Here is a 19,154-nt window from a genome sequence, read left to right on the forward strand (position 1 = left end):
CCCGTCGAGGAGCCATTTATCGCTCAGGGACGCGCAATACCCCCCCCCGTGTCTTCTACGGTCTCGGACTTAGGCTGCACCTTGGCGATGGTGAACGTAAACGTGGAGCCTTCGCCCAGCGTCGATTCGATGGCCAGCTCCCCGCCGTTGCGGCGTGTGAGGTCTTGTACGAGTTGCAGGCCCAGGCCCGATCCCTCTTCGTTCTTGGTGCCGTAGGTGGTGTAGTGTATTTCGGGGTTGAGCAGTTTGGGCAGGTCTTCCTCGCTGATGCCCGTGCCGAAGTCGCGCACGCTTATCACGGCATGGGTGGGGGTTTCCCGCACGCGGATGACGATCCGTCCGCCCTCGTTGCTGTACTTGATGGCGTTCGACATCAGGTTGCGCATGATCGTTTTCACCATGTCCACGTCGCACGGGACGGTGATCGGGCCGGGGATGTCGTATTCGACGGCGATGTTCTTGACCTGTGCCACGAGGTCGGACATCTTGCTGGCGAAAACCACGACCTCCGAAATGTCGACCTCCTGGAACACCGTGTTCATGCGCCCGATCTGGCTCTTCGTCCATTTGAGCAGGTTGTCCAGCAGCATGAAGGTGCTCTCGGTGATGTTGTTGCCCATCGTGATCATCTCCATGTTGTCTTCGCCGATCTGCTCCTGCGTAAGGTTTATCGAAAGCATGTTGAAAACCATCTTCAACGTGCCGATCGGCGACCGCAGGTCGTGGGCGATCACCGAGTACATCTTGTCGCGGGCGTCGACCGTGGCCTGCAACTCGTCGCGTTGCCGCATGATCGTGCGCTGTGCCGCCGCCAGATAGATGTGGTGCGATACGCGGGTGATCAGCTCCTCGTGGTTGAACGGCTTGGAGACGTAGTCGCTGGCTCCCAGTTTGAACCCCTTGACGATGTCCTCGGGGTTGTGCAGCGCCGTGAGGAAAATCACCGGGATGTCCTGCAATGCGGGGTCTGCCTTCAGGTGCCTGATCACCTCGTAGCCGTCCATGTCGGGCATCATGATGTCCAGCAGGATCAGGTCGGGGGACTCCTTTGCGGCCTTTTCGAGCGCCTCGTTACCTCCCGATGCCGTGACGATCTTGTATTTGGCACGGCTCAGCACGGCTTTCAGCAGCATGATGTTGGTGGCGATGTCGTCGACGGCCAGGATCGTATAGTCCTCGGGGTTTATGGAGATGTTTTTCATGAGGGGAGGTTTAGACATGCAAATATAGTATAATATTTCAGGTTCCGTTCAAAATTCGGTCAGGCCCTGCGGGCTTTCTCCCAGGCACCCTTTCCGCGGTGGGTCGCCAGGTACGACGCCCCGCGGAAAACATTGAGGTTCATGAAGAGGAAGTAGTAGGGGATGAAGAGCAGTCTGTTGCGGTGTCCGCTGCGCTCCAGCGCCCATCCTGCGAGGGCGGCCAGGTAGAATGCGCATTGCAGGGCGAGGGCCGCGGCATAGAGCGCCCGATGGCCCGACCACAGCAGCGCGACGTTGAGCGGCAGGAGTGCTGCGAGTACCACGGGGGTCAGCGTCCAGCGCAGCACGCGGTGCGATACGTACTGGAACCACAGCACTCCGTAACGGAACGGATTGAGCAGCTTGCGCAGCCGCCATACCGATTGCAGCCCGCCCGCCGCGATGCGCTTCTTGCGTTTGCCCTCTTCGCCCATGTCGGCCGAAGGGGTCTCCAGCGCATAGGCGCCCTTGCAGTAAGCGATCCTGTATCCCTGCGCCGCGATCAGCATCGAGCAGACGAAATCGTCGAGCAGCGTATCTTCTCTCAGCGTCTGCCACAGTTCGCGCCGCACGGCGAACAACTCCCCCGCAGCCCCTACCGCCGAGTAGAGACGGTCGTCCAGCTCCTTGAGTTTCGATTCGTATTTCCAGTAGATGCCTTCTGTCGCGGCGGCGCCCGTATCCCCTGTCCCGGCGACGCGCTTTTCGCCGGCCACGCACCCCACTGCGGGGTCTTCGAAACAGCGGACGATTTCCGTCACGGCTTCGGGGTTGAGCATCGTATTGGCATCGGTGAAAACGATGAGCGGCGTGCGGATGATTCCCAGCGCCCGGTTCAGCGCCGCGGTCTTGCCGCCCCGGCGCGGGTCGTGCAGCACCGTCACCTCGGGGTAGGCGGCGAGCAGTTCGACGGTGCGGTCGGTCGAGCCGTCGGTGATCCACGTCACGCGGAGCTTTCCGGCCGGATAATCCAATGCCCGGCAGTTGGCCATCTTTTCCGCCACGACCTCCTGTTCGTTGTAGGCGGCGATGAGCAGCGTCACCTCGGGCGGGTCGGCAGGAAAGGCGTACCGCCGTGCCGGGTGCATGGCTTCGCGGATCTTCACCAGCAGCCACAGCAGGATGCCGTATCCGAGGTAGGTGTAGAAGACGAGGAATACCCCCGCCCAGAAGAGTGTCGCTACGGTCGTCATGCTTCGAAAAGTTCGGTTAATACCTGTTTCATCTGGTTGTCCCACGAGAGGCGTCCCTCGACCGTGCCGCGGATCTGTGCGGGCGTGAGGTGCAGCCCGTCGTAGAAACGCACGAGCGCCGCGATGTCGAGGGGCGTGTCGTCGGCCGGGGCTTTCATTACGTAGCCCATGCCGTCGAAGTCGCTGTCCCGTTCCGAGTATACGAACGGGATGCCGCGTGCGGCGTACTCGCGGTTTTTGAGCGTCTTGATACCGGTGATGCCGTTGCGGTGGCGTCCGAGACTGGCGATGCCCATGTCGCACCACTCGAATTCGGCGTCGAGCGCAGCGCCCGAACGGGGGCCGATGACTTCGGCATACTCCGTCAGGGAGTATGCGTCGATCCTGCGGCGGTATTCCGCGATGAGCGTTTCCACGCCGTCGCCTGCGATGCGCAGGCGGACGATGCACTGGTGCGGGGCGGCGTAATACTCCCTGAGCCCTTCGATCACGCGGTCGAGGCCGTGCCAGAAATGGATGTTCGCCACGGCCAGCAGCCGGATGTTGTGGTGATCCCCGTGTCCCCGGGTTTTGAGCGGGATACTCCCGAAGTCGATGCCGTTGGAGATGCGGATCGTCGGGCGGCCGAATATCTCCGTATCATCGGAGAAAGTGACGATGCGGTCGACGTAACGGGCCATGCGGCAGCGGAACATGCGGTCGATGCGCAGTTTGAGTTTCCGCACCGCGGGCGACTGCGCGAATTCGGCGTCGTAAGGGTAGGTCGGGATTTCGAGCGCGATCCGCACGCCGAGTTTTTTGACCTTGCGCAGCCAGCCGATCAGCACCGGACTGGCGTTGTGGTCGTGGCGGATGTAGAGGAACTCCACCCCTTCGTGGCGGATGTAGCGCGTGATGTCGCTCAGCGAGACCCTTTTTTCGAGCTTGGCCCGCAATCCCTTGCCGAAGGTGCGGATCGCCTGCCCGCCGACCATCCGGCGCTGCGTGCCGTCGGGCGCTATCTCGATGTGGCACAACTCGATATCGGCGCCGTTGCGCCGCAGTGCGTCGCATTGGGCAAAAATCTTCTTGCTGATGCCGCTGTGGGCCGAAAACCCGTGGAAGACGACAAATAATCCTTTCATGTTGTTATCGTTTTTTGCGGGCCAGGAGCCGTCCTGAGAGCCCTTTCAGGTCGTATTCGCCGCTCAGGTGCACATAAAGGAGCCATACGCCGAGTGCCGCCGTCCCCTTGAGGGTGAGCGACGCCACGAGCGGCATCGGCGGGAGAAGCCATCCGACTGCTGCCAGGGGCAGGCCGACGAGTGCCGTGAGCAGCAGCGGCGAAAGGAAATTCCGCCAGAACCGGCGCCATCCCGTGCGCAGCGTGAGGCAGAACAACGCGTGGTAACACTGCACGAAGTTGACGGCGAACGAGGCGCAGATGCACCAGGCCACGGCTTCGGTCGTGCCGAATGCGAAGATGCCGGTGCAGATCGCCGCGACGTTGAGCGCCGCCGAGAATACGCCGCAGAAGAAGAGCATCCGCGTGGCGTTGGCGGCCTGGAAGATCGACCCCGAAGTGGACATCACGATCTGGATGCCGACCGAGAGCGCCAGTATCCGGAACACCGGGACGGACGGCTCCCACTGGTCGCCGAAGATGATGAGCACCAGCTCCTGCGCCGTGAAGAAGAGCACGGCCGAGAGCGGCAGCCCTATGAACGCCAGCAGCCGGACGACTTTCAGGTAGGAGGCGCCCAACTGCTTCAGGTCGTGCTGCATCTCCGAAAAAATGGGGTGCATGACGGGCGAAATGACATAGGCGATGTTTTGCAGCGGGAGCATCATCAGCCGGTACGACTTGTCGTAATAACCCAGTTGCGAGAGGCTCATGTAACGTCCCATGAGCAGCTTGTCGAGGTTGCGGCTGAAATAGTTTATCAACTGGAACGAGAACTGGTAGGCCGAGAACGAGAATACTTTGCCCAGCGCCTTGCGTCCCGGGCGCAGGCGCAGCGGCAGCGGGTTCTGGCGGTAGTTTATCGCCAGGAGCATCAGGCTCGAAAACACCGGGTTGATCGTCAGTGCGTAGATGCCTGCCCCGGCATAGGCCGCGGCGATGGCGGCCGTGCCCCCTGCGATTTGCACCGTGAGCGACCGCATGGCGGCGAACCGGAAGCGTTTCTCCTTCAGGATAAGTGCATTGGGGACGATGTTGGCCGCGGCGAAAAAGAGGTTCAGCGCGAGGATGCGCAGGACGTTGCGCAGCACCTGCGAATCGCCGTAGAGAGAGGCTATCCAGCCGGCTGCTGCGAAAAACAGCAGCGCCATGACTGCCCCCGACCATACCGAGAGCGAAAATATCCCGCCCAGGTCGTGCCTGTCGAGGTTTTTGTGCTGGATGACGGCCGGGCCGATGCCCAGGTCGCTGAAGATGGCGAAGAAGGCGATCACTACCGTGGCGATGTTCACCACGCCGAACTCCTCGGGGGTGAACAGGCGCGAAAGGATACCCGTCACCACGAGCGTTACGACGATGCCCGCGTATTTCGCGATCGAGGTATAGAATACACCCGAAGCCAATTCCCGCCTGACACTCATTTCCCGTTCCCTTTCTTTAACGGTTTCTTGAACAGCAGTGTTGCCAGGGCGCGGCCGTCGATGCTGCCCGGGTAGTGGCGCAGGGCATCCCAGACCAGTTTCCAGCGTGTCCCGGCCGGGAGCGCCCAGGCGTTGCGCATCACGGGGCGCAGTATCTGCCTCGTGAGCGTGCGTATGAGTTGCCGCTGGCCGGCGTCGCGCGTCGCGGCAAAACGGTTCAGTTCGCGCAGTACGGTGGTATAGCCTTCGAGGTTGCGGCGCGAGAACCCGCGTCCCATGATCGAATCCCCGTGTATGCGCCGCTTGAAGAACGAACGCTCGATCCCGCCGGCGCGCGTCGCCCCGAGATAGAGCTGCGGGGTGAAGAGTTCGTCTTCGTGGAGTATCCCCGGGTAGAAGCGCAGTCCCAGCCCGCGCAGGTAGGCAGTGCGGATGAAACTCAGGCAGGCCGAAGCCCGGTAGCAGTGTAGTGCGAGCATCCTGCGCAGCAGGTCGGTGCCGTCGCAGACCTCCGTTCCGAAATATTTTGCACGCCGGTAGTCGAACCATGCGGCGTCGGAGGCTGCCGCGCCGAAGCTTTCGGCGTCGAAGAATACGAAATCGAGCCGGTCTGACTGGCAGCGTTCGTAGCAGCGTTCGAGGGCGTCGGGCTCCAGCAGGTCGTCGCTGTCCATGAAGTAGATGAATTCGCCCCGGGCACGGTCGATCCCTGCGTTGCGGGTCTGCGAAAGCCCTTTGTTGGGCTGGGTGTAGAGCCGGATGCGGTCGTCTCCGGTGGCTATGCGTTCGAGTGCGGACAGGCTGCCGTCCGTCGAACCGTCGTTGATGACGATCAGTTCGATGTCGCGCAGGGTCTGTCCCATGATCGAACGCAGGGTCTGTTCGACATAGGCCTCCGTATTGTATACGGGGATGATGACGCTGACTTTCGGGTTATTCATCGACACGTATCCATTTTGCGCGTGCGGCGTCATAACGCTTGATTACGCGCGCCGGGTTGCCTACGGCGACGCTGTACGAGGGGATGTCCTTGGTGACGACGCTCCCGGCGCCGATCTGGCAGCGTTCGCCGATCGTGACGCCCGCCACGACCACCGAATTGGCGCCGATATGCGATTCACGTCCGATCGTCACCTCTTTGCGCACGAGTTCCTGTGCATTCGAGTCTCGTGTCCCGTCGGCATAACCGTGGTTGAACCCCGAGATGAAGACATGCTGTCCCAGTCCGGCCCGGTCGCCCAGGCGTACGGGGCCGATGACCACCGATCCGATGCCGATGCGCGCCTGGTCGCCGATCACCACGTCTCCCGCACCGTTATTGACGACCGCATAATCCTCGATCAGGGCGTCGCGTCCCACTTCGAAGCGCCGCCAGGGGAAAACGTCGAGCCGCGCGTGGCGGCGGATAAGCGCACCGCGGCCTTTTTTGTGAACAAAAGGGTTCACGAACCAGCGTACCCAAAGGCGGGGCCGGGGGTGTTTGTGCGGCGAAATCAGCCCGATGACGAATTGTTTGAGCCGGGGGTTATTTCTGATTTTTTCAATCATAAGTCAATTACAGTGTTATATAACGAACTTTTGCAATGCGGCTGTCCGGGGTTTTGAATCCGGAGCACGAAATTTCGGCAGTACGGTATTCAGTTTGTCTTCCCGAGCGATTCGTAAAGTGCCAGCAAGTGCTGGGCGGTCTTTTCCCACGAGAATTGTTTTACCCGTTCGAGGCCGTAGGCGACCTGTCCTGCGCGGAACTCCGCATCGGTTTCGAGCCGCAGCAGGGCATCGGCGATCGCCGTCGGGTCGGTAGGGTCGACGAGGATAGCGCCTTGGCCCGCCACCTCGGGGATCGCCGAGGCCGCGGATGTCACCACGGGCGTGCCGCAGGCCATCGCTTCGAGCTGGGGAATGCCGAAACTCTCGCGCAGCGAGGTGTAGAGGAATGCCGAAGCCCCGTTGTAGATGGCCGGCAGGTCGCTGTTGGGGATATATCCCGCCAGGCGGAGCATTCCGCGCAGCCGGGGTTCGCCGATCTCGCGCAGGATCGCCTCTGCGGGTTGTTCCCCGAGGTCTGCGACCAGCAGCGGCAGCGGCTTTTCGGAGCGCCGTACGTATTCGGCATAAGCCTTCAGCGTGCCGGGCGTGTTCTTTTTGGGGTCGGTATTGCCCAGAAAAAAGAGGAATTCGGGGTCTTGCAGGTATTTGCGGACGGTTTCCGCCGTGCCTTCCATCGGGCGGAACCGGTCGTTGTAGCCGTTGTGAATAGCCATGATGCGTTCGGGGTCGAAGTTCAGTGCGGTGCGGATGCGGTCGCACTCGAATTGCGAGACGGTGACGACCATCCGGCATCTGGGCAGGATGCGCGGCACTACCAGGCGGCGGTAGATGCGCCCCAGCGACTGGTAGAGCGATTTGTTGCGCGCGGCCTGTTCCTCGAGGAAGATGATGTCGTGGAGCGTCAAGACCAGCGGGGCCTTTCCCCATACGGGTGCCGTGTTGCTCGTGCAGTGCAGCAGGTCGGGCTTCACACGGGCCACGGCGCGCGGCAGCGCCCACTGTTCCCACAGCGGGTAGCTCGGGCAGCGGAGCGTTGTGATGTGCATGTTGGGACTCTCCTTCAGGCAGCGGTCTTCGCCTTCGCCCGTGAAGATGAAGTATTCGTTCTTCGTGTCGAGCCGTTGCAGGCAGCGGATGGTTTCGAGCGCCACGAAGTCCATGCCGTGTTTGTTGGGGCGGAAGATGCGCTGCGCCTCGATCGCGATTTTCATGGTCGGTTTCCGGTATTGTTTCCGGGGGCTTCGCTTCCGGCCCCGGTATGTTCGGTGTGGATGAATTTGTCTTTGGTGCCCCGCAACCGGAAGAGGTTAGCCAGCGTCAGCAGGAACAGGACGGGCATCCGCCGGAGGGCGTGCCCCAGGCGGTCGTCGGCCTGCTCGTCGGGCAGCGCCATCGCCATGGCCAGGAGCAGCAGCAGGACGGCCACCCACCATTTTATCGAACCCATGGGTGCGCATACCGTCATAACGACGGCCCACAGGGGCACCAGCCCCAACAGCAGGATGCGCGGCGGCAGGCACCATTGCAGCAGCTTGTCGCAGTAATCCGTATTCCCCGAGAGGATTGCTCCCGGAAGCTGCCTTACGGCCGATGAAAGGGCGTAGAACTGCGCCGCTATCCAGCGCCGCCGCTGGTTGTAGTAGGCACCTTCGCCCTGTACCTTTTCGTCCAGCACGCGCACGTCGTCCAGGTAGTCGATGTAGATGCCCTGCCTCAGCAGCAGCGCTTCGAGCTCCTTGTCCTCGCCCGAAGTGGTGCAGCAGGCGATATTTTCGCGGAACCATTTGTAATCGAAGGCCATGCCCGAGCCGATCAGCGCTGAAGAGAATCCCAGCGCCACATGCCCGCGGCGGAAGATCGAGTTGTTGACCTCCTCGCTCGCTGCGTCGAGTACGGCGGTGTCCGTGTCGCGGTTCTTGGCCGTGCGGTGTGCCTGCACGGCCTGGATGCCGCTGTCGAGGGCGTCGTTCATGCGGGCGATGAACTCCCTGCCCGCCAGGTTGTCGGCGTCGAGTATCGCCACGGCCTCCGCGCCGTCCGGGCCGATTTCCCCTACGGCAAAGTTGAGCGCCCTGGCCTTGGAGCTGTTCTCGAAGGAGGCTTCCAGCACGCGGATCGGCATCCGGCGCAACTCGGCGAGCGTGGCCGGTTGCAGCCGGTCGGCGATGACGACCACCTCGTGCAGTTCCTGCGGATAGTCCTGTTGCAGCGCGGCCTGTGCCGTATGGACGATCACCGCGTCGCTTTTGTAGGCCGGGATCAGCGTCACGAACCTGCGTTGCCGCCGTGCCGGGGGATAGGTGTCCTTGCGTGAGCGAGTCGAGGCGGCCGCAAAGACGAAGAGGTAGAGCACCGGGAGTCCCAGCACGAAGACGAATATCCAGTCGAGGATGTCGAGCAGCAACATCATACCGTTTTGTTTTTCAGGGTGAAGAAGCCTCCGGCACCGTGCCGTATGGCCTTTGCCAGGTCGCGGCGCCCGTGTGCCAGCGCCGCGGCGATGCTTTTGGGCACGGCGATGAGGAGCTGGTAGGCGACGGAAAGCATCCGGGCGGTGCCGTGCAGGTTCCGCCATGCGAACAGCAACCGGTTGCGGGTCAGGTAGTAACTCCTCAGGGGACTTTGCTGTCCGGTCGTCGCGCTCTCCTTGTGGAATACCGTGCAACGGGGGTCGTAGGCTATTTTCCAGCCTTGTTCACGGATACGCACCGACCAGTCGAGTTCTTCGTAGTAGAGGAAATAGATGTCGGGCATCGGCCCGGCTTTTCGGGGTACTTCGCGCCGTACCATCATCGCCGCGCCATGGGCGTAGGGCGTGTCGCGCGGCGTGTCGAACGACCCGTCATCGGGCATCCCGAAGCCGATGAGCGCATTGCGCAGCGTAACGTGCGTCAGAGGCGTATACCCGGCGAACTGGATATGCCGCGGGGGTGCGAAAAACCGGATCTTCGGGCATACGGCACCGATCGCGGGGTTGCCCGCCAGGGTTTCGCAGAGGTAATGCAGCGTATCGTCTTCGACCTCGGTGTCGTTGTTGAGCAGCAGCAGGTAATCGCCTGTCGCGGCTGCGAACCCCAGGTTGTTGCCTCCGGCGAACCCCAGGTTGCGGTCGCTGCGCAGTGCCTTGATCTCCGGGTAGCATTCGCGCAGCATGGCCGCCTCGTCGCGGGCGGAACCGTTGTCCACCACGATGATCTCCAGCGGCGTGGTGACGTGCCGTTGCAGCGATTCGACCATGGCGCAGGTAAGCCCGTAGCCATTGTAATTGACCGATATGACCGAAATCAGCGGTTTCATGCTATTCGTAATTTTCCCTTGCGCGGGGCGGTTGCGCGGACATCGCCCTGTCGAGTATCTCCTTGCGCGCCAGTTCGCGGTCGAAACGCGGTGCCAGAAAGATGAAACCCATGCTCATGTAGAGGATGGCGCCCGTGGGGATCTGCCCTAGGATCTCGTTGGCATAGGCCATGACCACGATGCCCGAGATTCCCGCCGTAAGCGCCGCCGTGAATCCCCTCAGCTGGGTGTTCCTCAGTTTGAAGACCACCAGGTAGGCGCCCCGCGCCAGGATGTAGAGCAGGATGCCGATGTGCAGCAGGATGCCGACGACACCCGTTTCGACCCAGACCATCACGAACCACGAGTCGGTCGGAATCTGCGACAATGCCGCATTCGGGGCGAAGGTCTTGGCCTTGCCGCCGCCGTGTCCCAGTCCGGCGCCGAAAGGCTTGTCAGCCATCAGTTCGCGTAGTTTGGCCTGGTTTGCCAGGCGCACCTGGAACGAGGGGTCGTTTGTGTTGAAGGCGCTGCGGGCACGCCGGATAATGCTGTTTCCCTGCCCGATGGTGGTGAATTTCAGGAAGATGAAGGCTGCGATGATCAGGAAAACGCCCGCACCGATCATCTTGATGTTGCGCGACATCATGATGAAGGCCGAGTAGCCCACGAACGGTACGGCCAGTGCGCTGCGGGTTCCCGAGATCAGCATGCCGTAGCATGCCGCGGCCGCCACGAGCAGCAGGTAGAGCTTCATCCACGAGTTGCGGTAGTAGAGCGCCGAAATCGAGAATACGACCATCGACAGCCCCATCGAGCCGCCGAAATTGGCCGCGTCGCTGAAGAACGAGAAGTAACGCACGCCGCTGTGGATGATGTGTGTCGAACGGCCGCCCAGCACGAACAGCCAGTAGTTCTCCGCGGCGTTAAAGCCGAAGAATTTCTGCATGCAGGCTTTCCCGACGGCGATCAGTGTCAGCACCGACCAAACGGCGAGCATGTATTTCAGGTATTTGTACTCGGTCATCGTGAGCTGTGTGAGCACGACGATGAAGAAGAAATAGAAGGAGATCGACCGCACCGACGAGAACCATCCCGCGACCGAGACCGACTCCGGGTTCACTATTTCGAGGATGCAGTAGGCCATCCAGATCGCTGCCACGACGGTCAGCCCCGAACTGGCGCGCTTCCATTCGATGGGGCGCATCAGGGCTTGCAGCGTTATAATCAGGATGTTGTAGAAGATCAGTGCGTCGAGGATCATCCCGAACGGCAGGTCGTGGGCGTAACGCGTGAGCGCCATGATGAAATAGTTGGCCACGAACAGCCCGAGCATTGAAATGGCGGGGTTGCGCAGTGTGACCCACAGGATGCACAGTGCCGCCGGGATCACCGAGACGGCCAGTCCGGCAAGCAACCCGTATTGGGTGAACGCCAGGATGAGCACGGCCACACCGGCGGCCAGCATTGCCCCGACGATGAGCCGGGGCACGCTGACCGGGGTGGTTATGCTGCCGTAGCGTTCCATGACGTGTCGCTGTTTATTTGACGGCCGTGAACCCGAACTGGCTGATCTGATACCCCAACCTGCGGAGGCGGCTGTACGGAGGCATCAGGCCCGTGAAGGTTTGCACCACGTCGCGGCCCGCGCAGTTGAGGCAGAGTACGACGGGGGTGCGCCCCGAGAGTTTTTCTGCCTTTTCGAAAAGCAGTTGGTCGGTATCTTTCCACGTGCGGTTCGCCGGGGCGATGACGATGCTCAGCGCCGCATGGCGCAGCAACTCCTTCGGTACGGAGCTCGTGGCGAAGGGCGGGTATTCTACCAGCACCACGTCGGCCTCGGCGAGGGGAACTTCGCCCGGGATGTCGCGCACGAAATCCCCGAGTTTCTCGGCCAGCAGGTACTCCTTGCGTTCGATGTCGAAATCCTTGTTCCACGAAACGATGCGGACTTTCATGTCCGCTTCGCGGAAGAATGCCGCCAGGTGTTCGGCGATCAGGCTCTTGCCGTCCCCGCGTTCGGTACTCAGGATATTGAGCACGTTGGGCTGTTTGGCCGGGTCGAAATAGTTGACCGCCGCATTGCCGATGTAGCGGGATGCGATCTCACGGTATTGCTTGGTGAACCTCCGCTGTCCGAAATAGGCTTTGCCGGGAAAGGCCCCGATGACCCGCCCCTTGGTGATGCGCTCGGCGCGGACTTTGTCACGCAGCGTGCGGTCGAGCAGTTCGAGCAGGATGAAGAATCCCAGTACGAACAGGAGCGTGGCGAGGCCTGCCGCGGCGACCATCATCTTGCGTTTGCTCGGTTCCGCCTCCAGGGGAAGCACCGGGGCGTTGATGATCTTCAGCGTCGCCGAAGTCATCTGCAGGTTCTTCTGGCGCAGGCGGGCCGTGTTGAGCGCCGTGAGGATCGAGAGGTAGGACTGTTCCGAGAAGTTGATTTCGCGCCCCTTGCGTTTGAGGGTCGAGCCCACGGGCGAGAACTGCGTATATTTCTGGTCGAGTTCCTGTTTGCGGAGCTTCATCACCGCCAGTTCGGCGCGGGATTTCTCGGCCAGCAGTACGGCGGCGAGCCACTCCGTCACGATCGTATTGGCCGAAAGTCCCTCCTTCGTATATTGTTGGTTGGCGATGTTCGTGGTGAGCTCCTGCAGGCTGCGGGTCTCCTCGCTCAGTTTCCTGCGTAACTGCCCCGTGTCGTTGCGGCTGGCGGGCATGGCCGTCCGGTCGGAAATACCTTCCGTGCCGTCGGTTTCGGGCTGGAAGGCCTCGGCGGCCGACAGGCGCGAATAGATGCTCCCGATCTTATGGAGTTTCTCGATGAACTCGGCGTTGTTGCGGAAAGTCTCCTGCAACCCTTCGAGCTGCCCTTCGATCGAGGCGCGCAGTTTCTCGGCGCTCTCGAAGTTCAGCAGGATCTCCTCGTAGCGCAATTCGTAGTCGCGCGAGAGGGCGGCGATGTGCTTGGTCTGCTCGTCGTAGTTGATGACACGGTGCTGGACGTTGTAGTCGCGCAGCGAATCCTCCAGGTTGCGCAGGTTGTTTCCCACCCGCTCCAGCTCGGATTCGAAATAGGCGATGACGTTGTTCGTCTCGCCGAACCGCAGGTCGCGGTACTGCTTGACGAACTCGTCGTTGAGGATAATCAGCGTGTTGTAGACGATGGCCGGGTCGTCGTTCTCGTAGCTGATTTCCAGCATGTCGCTGTTGGCCAGCCTCTTGACCTTGATCTGGCTCAGCGCCTGGTAGCTGTAATACGGAGGGCTCCAGTGGAACATGCCGTAGACGTGGTTGTTATGGTCTATCTCTTCGTATTTGCGCAGGTTCTCGTAAGTGTTCTTTTCCGAAGTGTGGTCGACGAGCTCCATGACGTCGGGCGGGGTTTTGCTCAGCAGGTACCGCGAGGTGCGTGCCGAGAGGTACTGGTTGTCGTTGTCCGGGTCGAGGTGCGTAAGCCCCTGTGCGTAGAGGCGTAGCGAAACGTTCTTGAGCGTGGACTGCGACAGGATGATGTTGATCAGGTTGTCCATCGCATTGTTGATGACGTTCCAGTCCTGGCGCGAGCCTTCGGTGGTCGTGATGTCGTATCCCGAGACGATGCCCGTGTAGATCGTCGTCGTGGACTTGTAGTTGCGCGGTTTGGTACCCATCTTTATGTAGACGAGCAGCGCGACCAGCAGCGGACAGAGTATCAGCCACCACTTGATGCGGTAGAGAAACCGCGCGGTATATGCGATGTAGTTCATAGGCTATTCGGTTTTAGTCGCTTCTTTCGATGTCCCGGGCATTGATATGGGTTTGTTGATGATCGGCGTGTGCGTGAGTATCTCGAGCCGCAGCAGGGCGTCGTTGAGGTTGCGCCGCACCTGCTCGTATTCGCGGGTCGCCGAATTTTCGAGGCTCTTCTGGCGGCTCAGCGTCTGCGCGTCGAGCTTGCCTTTGACGAAGTCCACTTCGGTCATGCGGTATTGTGCCTCGGACGTGATCTTGGCTTCGGCGGCGCTCCGCAGGATCGAGAGCTGCTCGACGGCCGTGGTGTAGGCGTCGATGATCTTCATGCGCAACTCGTCGTACCAGCGGTCGAGGTCGTACTGGGTATTCTCGATACGCTTCTTCTGCTGCTTGATCTTGTTGCGGCGGTTGAAAATCTCGTCGAGCGGGATCGAGAACGAAGCTCCGACGTTCCACCAGCTTTGCTCGCGCCCGGTCGTGGTCGTCGTCCATATCGGGATGTTGCTGTCCTGATAATTCTGGTTGTAGATGTCCGACGATCCGTAGTTGTAGTTGGCGTTGAGCTTGAAATTGCGCATCCAGTTGCGGCGCACGGTTTTCAGTTCGCGCTCCTCGATCTCGCGGTTCGACTCGTAATAGCCGACCTGCGGTGCATGGCGCGCATTCTCCATCAGTACGTGGAGCGGGGGCAGCTGCATGTCGATGTAATCTTCCGGAGTAAGCCGTTGCAGGTCGCTGTATTCGAATTCGGGTGGCGTAGGCTCGCTTTGCGCCGTTGCGGCGACAGCAGCCAGCAGCAGCCAGAGTGTGAAGACGGCCCTTTTCATATGTTGCTGGGTTTTAAACATTTTCTTTCTGTATGAATGCGGTGAACGTGCGCAGGATTATTTTCAGGTCGAACCACGGCGACATCCTGCGGGCGTATTCGATGTCGAGCTGCTTGCGCTGTTCGGGCGAGAGTTTCCCCGCCTGCCCGCGTTTTTCGACCTGCCACAGTCCCGTGAGGCCCGAGGGGCACATGAACCGTTCGATATATTCGTCGCTCGTGAGGCGTTCGGCCTCGTAGAGGGGTAACGGGCGGTTGCCCACGACCGACATGTCGCCCCGCAGGATGTTGAAGAGCTGCGGGAGTTCGTCGATGCTGTATTTACGCAGGAAACGCCCCAGGCGCGTGATGCGGGGGTCGTTCTCGATCTTCACGAACGCGTTTTCCTGTTCGGTTTCCAGCTGGTGCTGATGAGCCTCCTCGGGGATCACGAAATCGTCTGCATAGAGCATGCCGTTTTCGGTGTCCGCCAGCAGTTTGCGGATCTCTTCGTCGTCGAGCACCATCTTCGCGTCGTCTTCCGCGGCGGGTGCCGAGGCATACTGGTTCAGATCTTCCAGCTCCTTGAGCCGCCGGTCGGCGTCGGAGCGCATCGAGCGGAACTTCAGGAAATCGAAGATCCGGTAGTTGCTTCCCACGCGTTTCGACTTGTAGATGACCGGCCCCGGGCTGTCGAGTCTGACGGCCACGGCCACGGCTATGAGCAGGGGCGAGAGCAGGAGGATCGCCGAGAGCGATGCTGCGATGTCGAACGCCCGTTTCCAGAGCGGCATGCGGAACAACCGTACTTCGTTCCCGGCGCCTGCGACGGGTTTGCGGACGAACGTATAGTCGGTCATGAATTGCAGTGTGCGGAGAAAATCTGCACGCGATATGTCGCCCGGCACGGCGCTGTTCACGCCGGCTCCGAGATACGCACGCCGCTCCTCCCCGGTCAGCTGCCCCGAGGTGATGAGGACGATGCCGGCGCCCGGGAACCAGGAACGCAGGAAGCGGATGCTGCGGATGTCCTCCTCGCCCTGCTGTTCGTAGAGGATGAAGGCGTGGTCGTCCTTGAGCGGCATGAGCTTACCCATGGCTGCGCCGATATCCCCTGCGATACGCATCTGTCCCTCGGTCAGCTCCGTGAAACGGGCCGTGTGGTTGCCTCTGCCTTTGATGTAGATGACGGGGTACTTCAATCCAAAATCTTTTTAATCCTTATTTTGAGTTCCTGCGGGTTGAACGGTTTGACGATATAGTCTTCCGCACCCTCTTCCAGCAGGCGGATGCGTTCCGAGGTGCTGTCCTCGCTCGAAAGCATCACGACCGGGATCTGCTTGAAGAGTTCGTTGAGCTTGAGGTATGCCAGGAATTCGTCGCCGCGCATTTCGGGCATGCGGATGTCCGAAATAATCAGGTCGGGCATGTTCCCCCGCGAGAGCCACTCGATGGCCTGCGGCGGGTTCTGCATGTAAAAACATTCGTAATCCTGGTGGAGGTATGCGAAAAGGATTTTTGCGATTTGCTCCTTGTCGTCTACGATCAGTACTTTCTTGCGGTTCATGTTCGGCGGTTCGTTGTCATCGGGTTTTTCCGGAACGGGAAGCGTCGCATGCTCGTTGTCCGGTTCCGGGCGGTTGTTTATTATTTACCTGGAATTCCGGAGCGGGCGTTGCAAACCGTGTCGTTTCCCGCTCCTGATCCGGATACCCCGTGCAAATATCGGTAAAAAAATTGGCATTATAAACTTTTAAGGTAATTTATATGTCAAAAACGCCCGGATTTCCCGTCCTGTTTTCGGGGTGCTGTTAATTTTTAAAGGGAAATATTTTATTATTAATCAAAAAAATGGTATTTTTGTGCAATTGTCCGGTCTTTGCCGCTGTCGGGCGATTTTGTTAAACCGATGAAGCGATGGAGTGTGACAATAGTGTAAATCCGGTCGGCAACCGTCCCCGCTTGCTGGTTGCCGAGGATAATCCGAGTAATTATAAGCTTGTCGAGGTGTTGCTGCGCCGTGATTACGACCTGTTACACGCATGGAACGGAAAAGAGGCCGTCGCCCTGTTTTCCGACAGCCGCCCCGACCTGGTGCTGATGGACATCAACATGCCCGTCATGGACGGCTATGAGGCGCTTCGGGGCGTGCGGGAGATTGCGCCCGATGTCCCCGTCATCGCACTTACGGCCTATGCGTTCGAGACCGACCGCCAACGCATGTTCCAGGCCGGCTTCAACGAATGTCTTGCCAAACCTCTGCGGGCGGATGAACTCCGTACGCGGATTACGGCGCTGCTTTCGCGATAGACAAGGAAAACTATGACCAGAAACCCCGTGATAAAATTTCGGATGCTTCTTTTCTGTTGCGCCCTGCTGCCGGTATTGCTCCGGGCGCAGGAGCCGCAGGAGAGGGAGAGCATCCTGATAATTTCTTCGTATAATCCCGATACGCGCCGCATGTCGGGCTTCATCGCCGAGTTCGAACGCAACATCCTGGCCTCGGGCGTACCGTGTGATATCTATGTCGAAACGCTCGAATGCAAGAGCATCAACGACGCACCTATCTGGATGTCGCAGACCGAGAACATGATTTCCCGGTATGAGAACAAGGGGCTTCGCGCCATCGTCCTGCTGGGGCAAGAGGCCTGGGCGTCGTTCGTCTCGCTGGGGCATATCCCCAAGGATGTGATGTGCTTCTGCTGCTATGTCAGCTCCAATGGCATCGTGCTCCCGCCGCCGGAGGACAGTCTCGGCATGTGGCTGCCCCCTTCGATCAATTACATGAACATGACGGACAGCCTGAACAATGTGGGCGGTATGCTCAACAAGTACGACGTCCGCCGCAATATCGAGCTGATCCGTTCGCTTTTCCCCGAGGCCGAGAACGTCGCCTTCATCTCGGATAACACCTACGGGGGTATTTCGCTCCAGGCACTCGTGCGCGAGGAGATGAAGAACTATCCCGATATGAACCTTGTGCTGGTGGACAGCCGCGAAGGGGACGAGGCGATGCATGATACCTATGCGTCGCTGTCGCACCGTTCCGCGGCGATACTCGGAACCTGGCGTGTGGGCCGCGACGGGGAGTACCTCATGCAGCGTTCGCTCAATGATCTGGTGCAGTTCAATCCGCGCATCCCGGTCTTCTCGATATCCCAGATCGGCATCGGCGACGTGGCCGTGGGTGGCTATGTCCCCAAATACGAGAATGCAGCCTCGGTCATCGCTTCGCAGATCAAGGAGTACTACACATCGGGCAGGATAGACGGGACGCATTTCCACCTTACGGACGGCCAGTACCTCTTCGATTCGCGCAAGCTCAAGGAGTTGAAGATTGCCGAATACGCCCTTCCCAAGGGGAGTGTGGTCGAGGATACCGTAGCGGCCAAACTCTCGAAATATTCCCATTACATCGAGTTGCTCGTGGCGGGTATCGTACTGCTGGTGCTGCTGCTGGTCTTCGTCGCGGCGCTTTTCCTGCGCACGCGGCGCCTCAAGCGCACGCTCGAAGAGCGCGAGGGACAGCTGGTGGTCGCCCGCGAGAAGGCCGAAGAGTCCGACATGCTCAAATCGGCGTTCCTGGCCAATATGAGCCATGAGATCCGCACGCCGCTCAACGCCATCGTGGGCTTCTCGTCGCTGATGCAGGGCGAGGAACTTTCGCAGGAGGAGCGTGCCGAGTACTGCGCCATCGTGGTCAACAATTCCGAGATGCTGCTCACGCTGCTGAACGACATCCTCGACATTTCGTCGCTCGAATGCGGCAAGATCAAATTCAACTACTCGTCCGAGGAGATCGTGCAGGTCTGCCAGCATGTGCTCATGACGACCGCCCATACGCGGCAGGAAGGTGTCGAGGGGCGTCTCGAATGTGCCGTGGGTTCCTATATGCTCGTAACCGATGTCCACCGCTTGTCGCAGATCCTGATCAACCTGCTCACCAACGCCGGCAAGTTCACTTCCCAGGGGAGTATCACGCTCGGCGTGGAGGTCGACGAGGCACACGGGGAAGTGCTCTTCTCGGTGACAGATACGGGCCCCGGCATCCCGCTCGACAAACAGGAGATGGTCTTCAACCGTTTCGAGAAACTCGACGGCAACAAGAAGAAGGGCACGGGCCTCGGCCTTGCCATCTGTCGCCAGATAGCCATGATCTTCGGCGGCCGCATCTGGGTCGATCCGACCTATACCTCCGGTGCGCGTTTTGTCTTCGCCCATCCGATCGACATCCGTTTCCCGGAGGATGGAGAGAACCGTGAGGGGGGGGGGATTTGAGCCCTCTGGAAACGCCCGGATCCTCAAGGTGACCGGGGACGGCAGCCTCATCCGGGGGCGGGAATAAGCCCTCCGGAATAGAATTTCAGCATGGTCGCAGTCTGCTTCGCAGGCACAGGCATGCGAAACATCCCGGGAGGCGGGGCGTAAGCGGTGAATCGCGTTGCCGCGATATGGCAAAAAAGACCCATACGGGTCTTTTTTTTGTGTCCTTCTGACGGGATGTTTCCCCGGGATTATGGCTTTCCCGCCGGGACTGTGCCCGCTTCGGATAATATTCCGGGCGGATTTGCTGTAACCTTCCTGGTGCAGTTTTTCGCCTGCCCGGACTTGTTTTGTTACCTTTGCGCCGCGAAGCCGGGGCGGTTGCCTCCAATGCGTTCGGATGCGCCGGTTACGGCTCCGGCCGTCGCAAGACCCCGGGCAGGCGGACGCTTTGCCGGGGTGTTGTGGAATAATTCCACACGGATGTAGAATTATTCCACAGATTTT

At 60.2% G+C, this 19,154-nt stretch carries 16 protein-coding genes; 2 read left to right on the forward strand and 14 right to left on the reverse strand.

Going from position 1 to position 19,154, the window contains the following annotated elements; translation table 11 throughout:
- Positions 1-23: 23 nt before the first annotated feature.
- The 14 genes from NQ559_RS07625 to NQ559_RS07690 form a co-directional block, all read right to left on the reverse strand.
- On the reverse strand, positions 24-1,202 hold the full coding sequence (locus NQ559_RS07625; protein WP_018697044.1) for a hybrid sensor histidine kinase/response regulator: 1,179 nt from the start codon (positions 1,200-1,202) through the stop codon (positions 24-26).
- A 59-nt stretch (positions 1,203-1,261) separates the two neighbouring features.
- A complete protein-coding gene (locus NQ559_RS07630) occupies positions 1,262-2,434 on the reverse strand; it encodes a glycosyltransferase family 2 protein (protein WP_018697045.1) in 1,173 nt (390 codons plus the stop codon).
- Positions 2,431-3,558, reverse strand: coding sequence for a glycosyltransferase family protein (locus NQ559_RS07635; RefSeq protein WP_018697046.1), 1,128 nt, complete (start codon positions 3,556-3,558; stop codon positions 2,431-2,433). Before NQ559_RS07635 ends, NQ559_RS07630 begins: the two co-directional genes overlap by 4 nt.
- A gap of 4 nt (positions 3,559-3,562) precedes the next feature.
- Entirely contained in the window at positions 3,563-5,017 is a 1,455-nt protein-coding gene (locus NQ559_RS07640) for a lipopolysaccharide biosynthesis protein (protein WP_026318604.1), read from the reverse strand.
- The gene (locus NQ559_RS07645) at positions 5,014-5,958 is read right to left on the reverse strand and encodes a glycosyltransferase (protein WP_018697048.1); all 945 of its coding nucleotides are present in this window, start codon (positions 5,956-5,958) and stop codon (positions 5,014-5,016) included. The genes NQ559_RS07640 and NQ559_RS07645 overlap by 4 nt, the downstream gene beginning before the upstream one ends.
- A complete protein-coding gene (locus NQ559_RS07650; RefSeq protein WP_018697049.1) occupies positions 5,951-6,565 on the reverse strand; it encodes an acyltransferase in 615 nt (204 codons plus the stop codon). Before NQ559_RS07650 ends, NQ559_RS07645 begins: the two co-directional genes overlap by 8 nt.
- A gap of 89 nt (positions 6,566-6,654) precedes the next feature.
- Entirely contained in the window at positions 6,655-7,779 is a 1,125-nt protein-coding gene (locus NQ559_RS07655) for a glycosyltransferase family 4 protein (protein WP_018697050.1), read from the reverse strand.
- The gene (locus NQ559_RS07660; protein ID WP_018697051.1) at positions 7,776-8,978 is read right to left on the reverse strand and encodes a glycosyltransferase family 2 protein; all 1,203 of its coding nucleotides are present in this window, start codon (positions 8,976-8,978) and stop codon (positions 7,776-7,778) included. The genes NQ559_RS07655 and NQ559_RS07660 overlap by 4 nt, the downstream gene beginning before the upstream one ends.
- The gene (locus tag NQ559_RS07665; protein WP_018697052.1) at positions 8,975-9,865 is read right to left on the reverse strand and encodes a glycosyltransferase family 2 protein; all 891 of its coding nucleotides are present in this window, start codon (positions 9,863-9,865) and stop codon (positions 8,975-8,977) included. The genes NQ559_RS07660 and NQ559_RS07665 overlap by 4 nt, the downstream gene beginning before the upstream one ends.
- 1 nt (position 9,866) lies before the next feature.
- Complete coding sequence (locus NQ559_RS07670) at positions 9,867-11,372, reverse strand: O-antigen ligase family protein (RefSeq protein ID WP_018697053.1); 1,506 nt, start codon at positions 11,370-11,372, stop codon at positions 9,867-9,869.
- Between the two features lie 13 nt (positions 11,373-11,385).
- Positions 11,386-13,593, reverse strand: a complete 2,208-nt coding sequence (locus NQ559_RS07675) for a GumC family protein (protein WP_018697054.1) — start codon at positions 13,591-13,593, stop codon at positions 11,386-11,388.
- A 3-nt stretch (positions 13,594-13,596) separates the two neighbouring features.
- Positions 13,597-14,406, reverse strand: coding sequence for a TolC family protein (locus NQ559_RS07680; protein ID WP_018697055.1), 810 nt, complete (start codon positions 14,404-14,406; stop codon positions 13,597-13,599).
- 13 nt (positions 14,407-14,419) lie between these two features.
- On the reverse strand, positions 14,420-15,586 hold the full coding sequence (locus tag NQ559_RS07685; protein ID WP_018697056.1) for a sugar transferase: 1,167 nt from the start codon (positions 15,584-15,586) through the stop codon (positions 14,420-14,422).
- A complete protein-coding gene (locus NQ559_RS07690) occupies positions 15,583-15,951 on the reverse strand; it encodes a response regulator (RefSeq protein WP_018697057.1) in 369 nt (122 codons plus the stop codon). Before NQ559_RS07690 ends, NQ559_RS07685 begins: the two co-directional genes overlap by 4 nt.
- Positions 15,952-16,301: 350 nt before the next feature.
- Here NQ559_RS07690 and NQ559_RS07695 point away from each other — a divergent pair, with 350 nt between their 5' ends.
- Together NQ559_RS07695 and NQ559_RS07700 are read left to right on the forward strand one after the other, a co-directional pair.
- Positions 16,302-16,694 (forward strand): response regulator, encoded by a 393-nt coding sequence (locus NQ559_RS07695; RefSeq protein ID WP_022332616.1) that lies wholly within the window; start codon positions 16,302-16,304, stop codon positions 16,692-16,694.
- Positions 16,695-16,706: 12 nt separating this feature from the next.
- The gene (locus NQ559_RS07700; RefSeq protein ID WP_026318605.1) at positions 16,707-18,662 is read left to right on the forward strand and encodes a sensor histidine kinase; all 1,956 of its coding nucleotides are present in this window, start codon (positions 16,707-16,709) and stop codon (positions 18,660-18,662) included.
- Positions 18,663-19,154 lie beyond the last annotated feature (492 nt).

The organism is Alistipes onderdonkii (assembly GCF_025145285.1).
Classification (GTDB): Bacteria; Bacteroidota; Bacteroidia; order Bacteroidales; family Rikenellaceae; genus Alistipes; species Alistipes onderdonkii.

What these genes read in the sequence shown, in the direction of transcription:
- NQ559_RS07640 (WP_026318604.1), bottom strand. Translation starts at nt 5,017, where the DNA reads ATGAGTGTCAGGCGGGAATTGGCTTCGGGTGTATTCTATACCTCGATC.
- NQ559_RS07645 (WP_018697048.1), bottom strand. Translation starts at nt 5,958, where the DNA reads ATGAATAACCCGAAAGTCAGCGTCATCATCCCCGTATACAATACGGAG.
- NQ559_RS07670 (WP_018697053.1), bottom strand. Translation starts at nt 11,372, where the DNA reads ATGGAACGCTACGGCAGCATAACCACCCCGGTCAGCGTGCCCCGGCTC.
- NQ559_RS07675 (WP_018697054.1), bottom strand. Translation starts at nt 13,593, where the DNA reads ATGAACTACATCGCATATACCGCGCGGTTTCTCTACCGCATCAAGTGG.
- NQ559_RS07680 (WP_018697055.1), bottom strand. Translation starts at nt 14,406, where the DNA reads ATGAAAAGGGCCGTCTTCACACTCTGGCTGCTGCTGGCTGCTGTCGCC.
- NQ559_RS07665 (WP_018697052.1), bottom strand. Translation starts at nt 9,865, where the DNA reads ATGAAACCGCTGATTTCGGTCATATCGGTCAATTACAATGGCTACGGG.
- NQ559_RS07660 (WP_018697051.1), bottom strand. Translation starts at nt 8,978, where the DNA reads ATGATGTTGCTGCTCGACATCCTCGACTGGATATTCGTCTTCGTGCTG.
- NQ559_RS07650 (WP_018697049.1), bottom strand. Translation starts at nt 6,565, where the DNA reads ATGATTGAAAAAATCAGAAATAACCCCCGGCTCAAACAATTCGTCATC.
- NQ559_RS07630 (WP_018697045.1), bottom strand. Translation starts at nt 2,434, where the DNA reads ATGACGACCGTAGCGACACTCTTCTGGGCGGGGGTATTCCTCGTCTTC.
- NQ559_RS07635 (WP_018697046.1), bottom strand. Translation starts at nt 3,558, where the DNA reads ATGAAAGGATTATTTGTCGTCTTCCACGGGTTTTCGGCCCACAGCGGC.
- NQ559_RS07700 (WP_026318605.1), top strand. Translation starts at nt 16,707, where the DNA reads ATGACCAGAAACCCCGTGATAAAATTTCGGATGCTTCTTTTCTGTTGC.
- NQ559_RS07655 (WP_018697050.1), bottom strand. Translation starts at nt 7,779, where the DNA reads ATGAAAATCGCGATCGAGGCGCAGCGCATCTTCCGCCCCAACAAACAC.
- NQ559_RS07625 (WP_018697044.1), bottom strand. Translation starts at nt 1,202, where the DNA reads ATGAAAAACATCTCCATAAACCCCGAGGACTATACGATCCTGGCCGTC.
- NQ559_RS07695 (WP_022332616.1), top strand. Translation starts at nt 16,302, where the DNA reads ATGGAGTGTGACAATAGTGTAAATCCGGTCGGCAACCGTCCCCGCTTG.
- NQ559_RS07690 (WP_018697057.1), bottom strand. Translation starts at nt 15,951, where the DNA reads ATGAACCGCAAGAAAGTACTGATCGTAGACGACAAGGAGCAAATCGCA.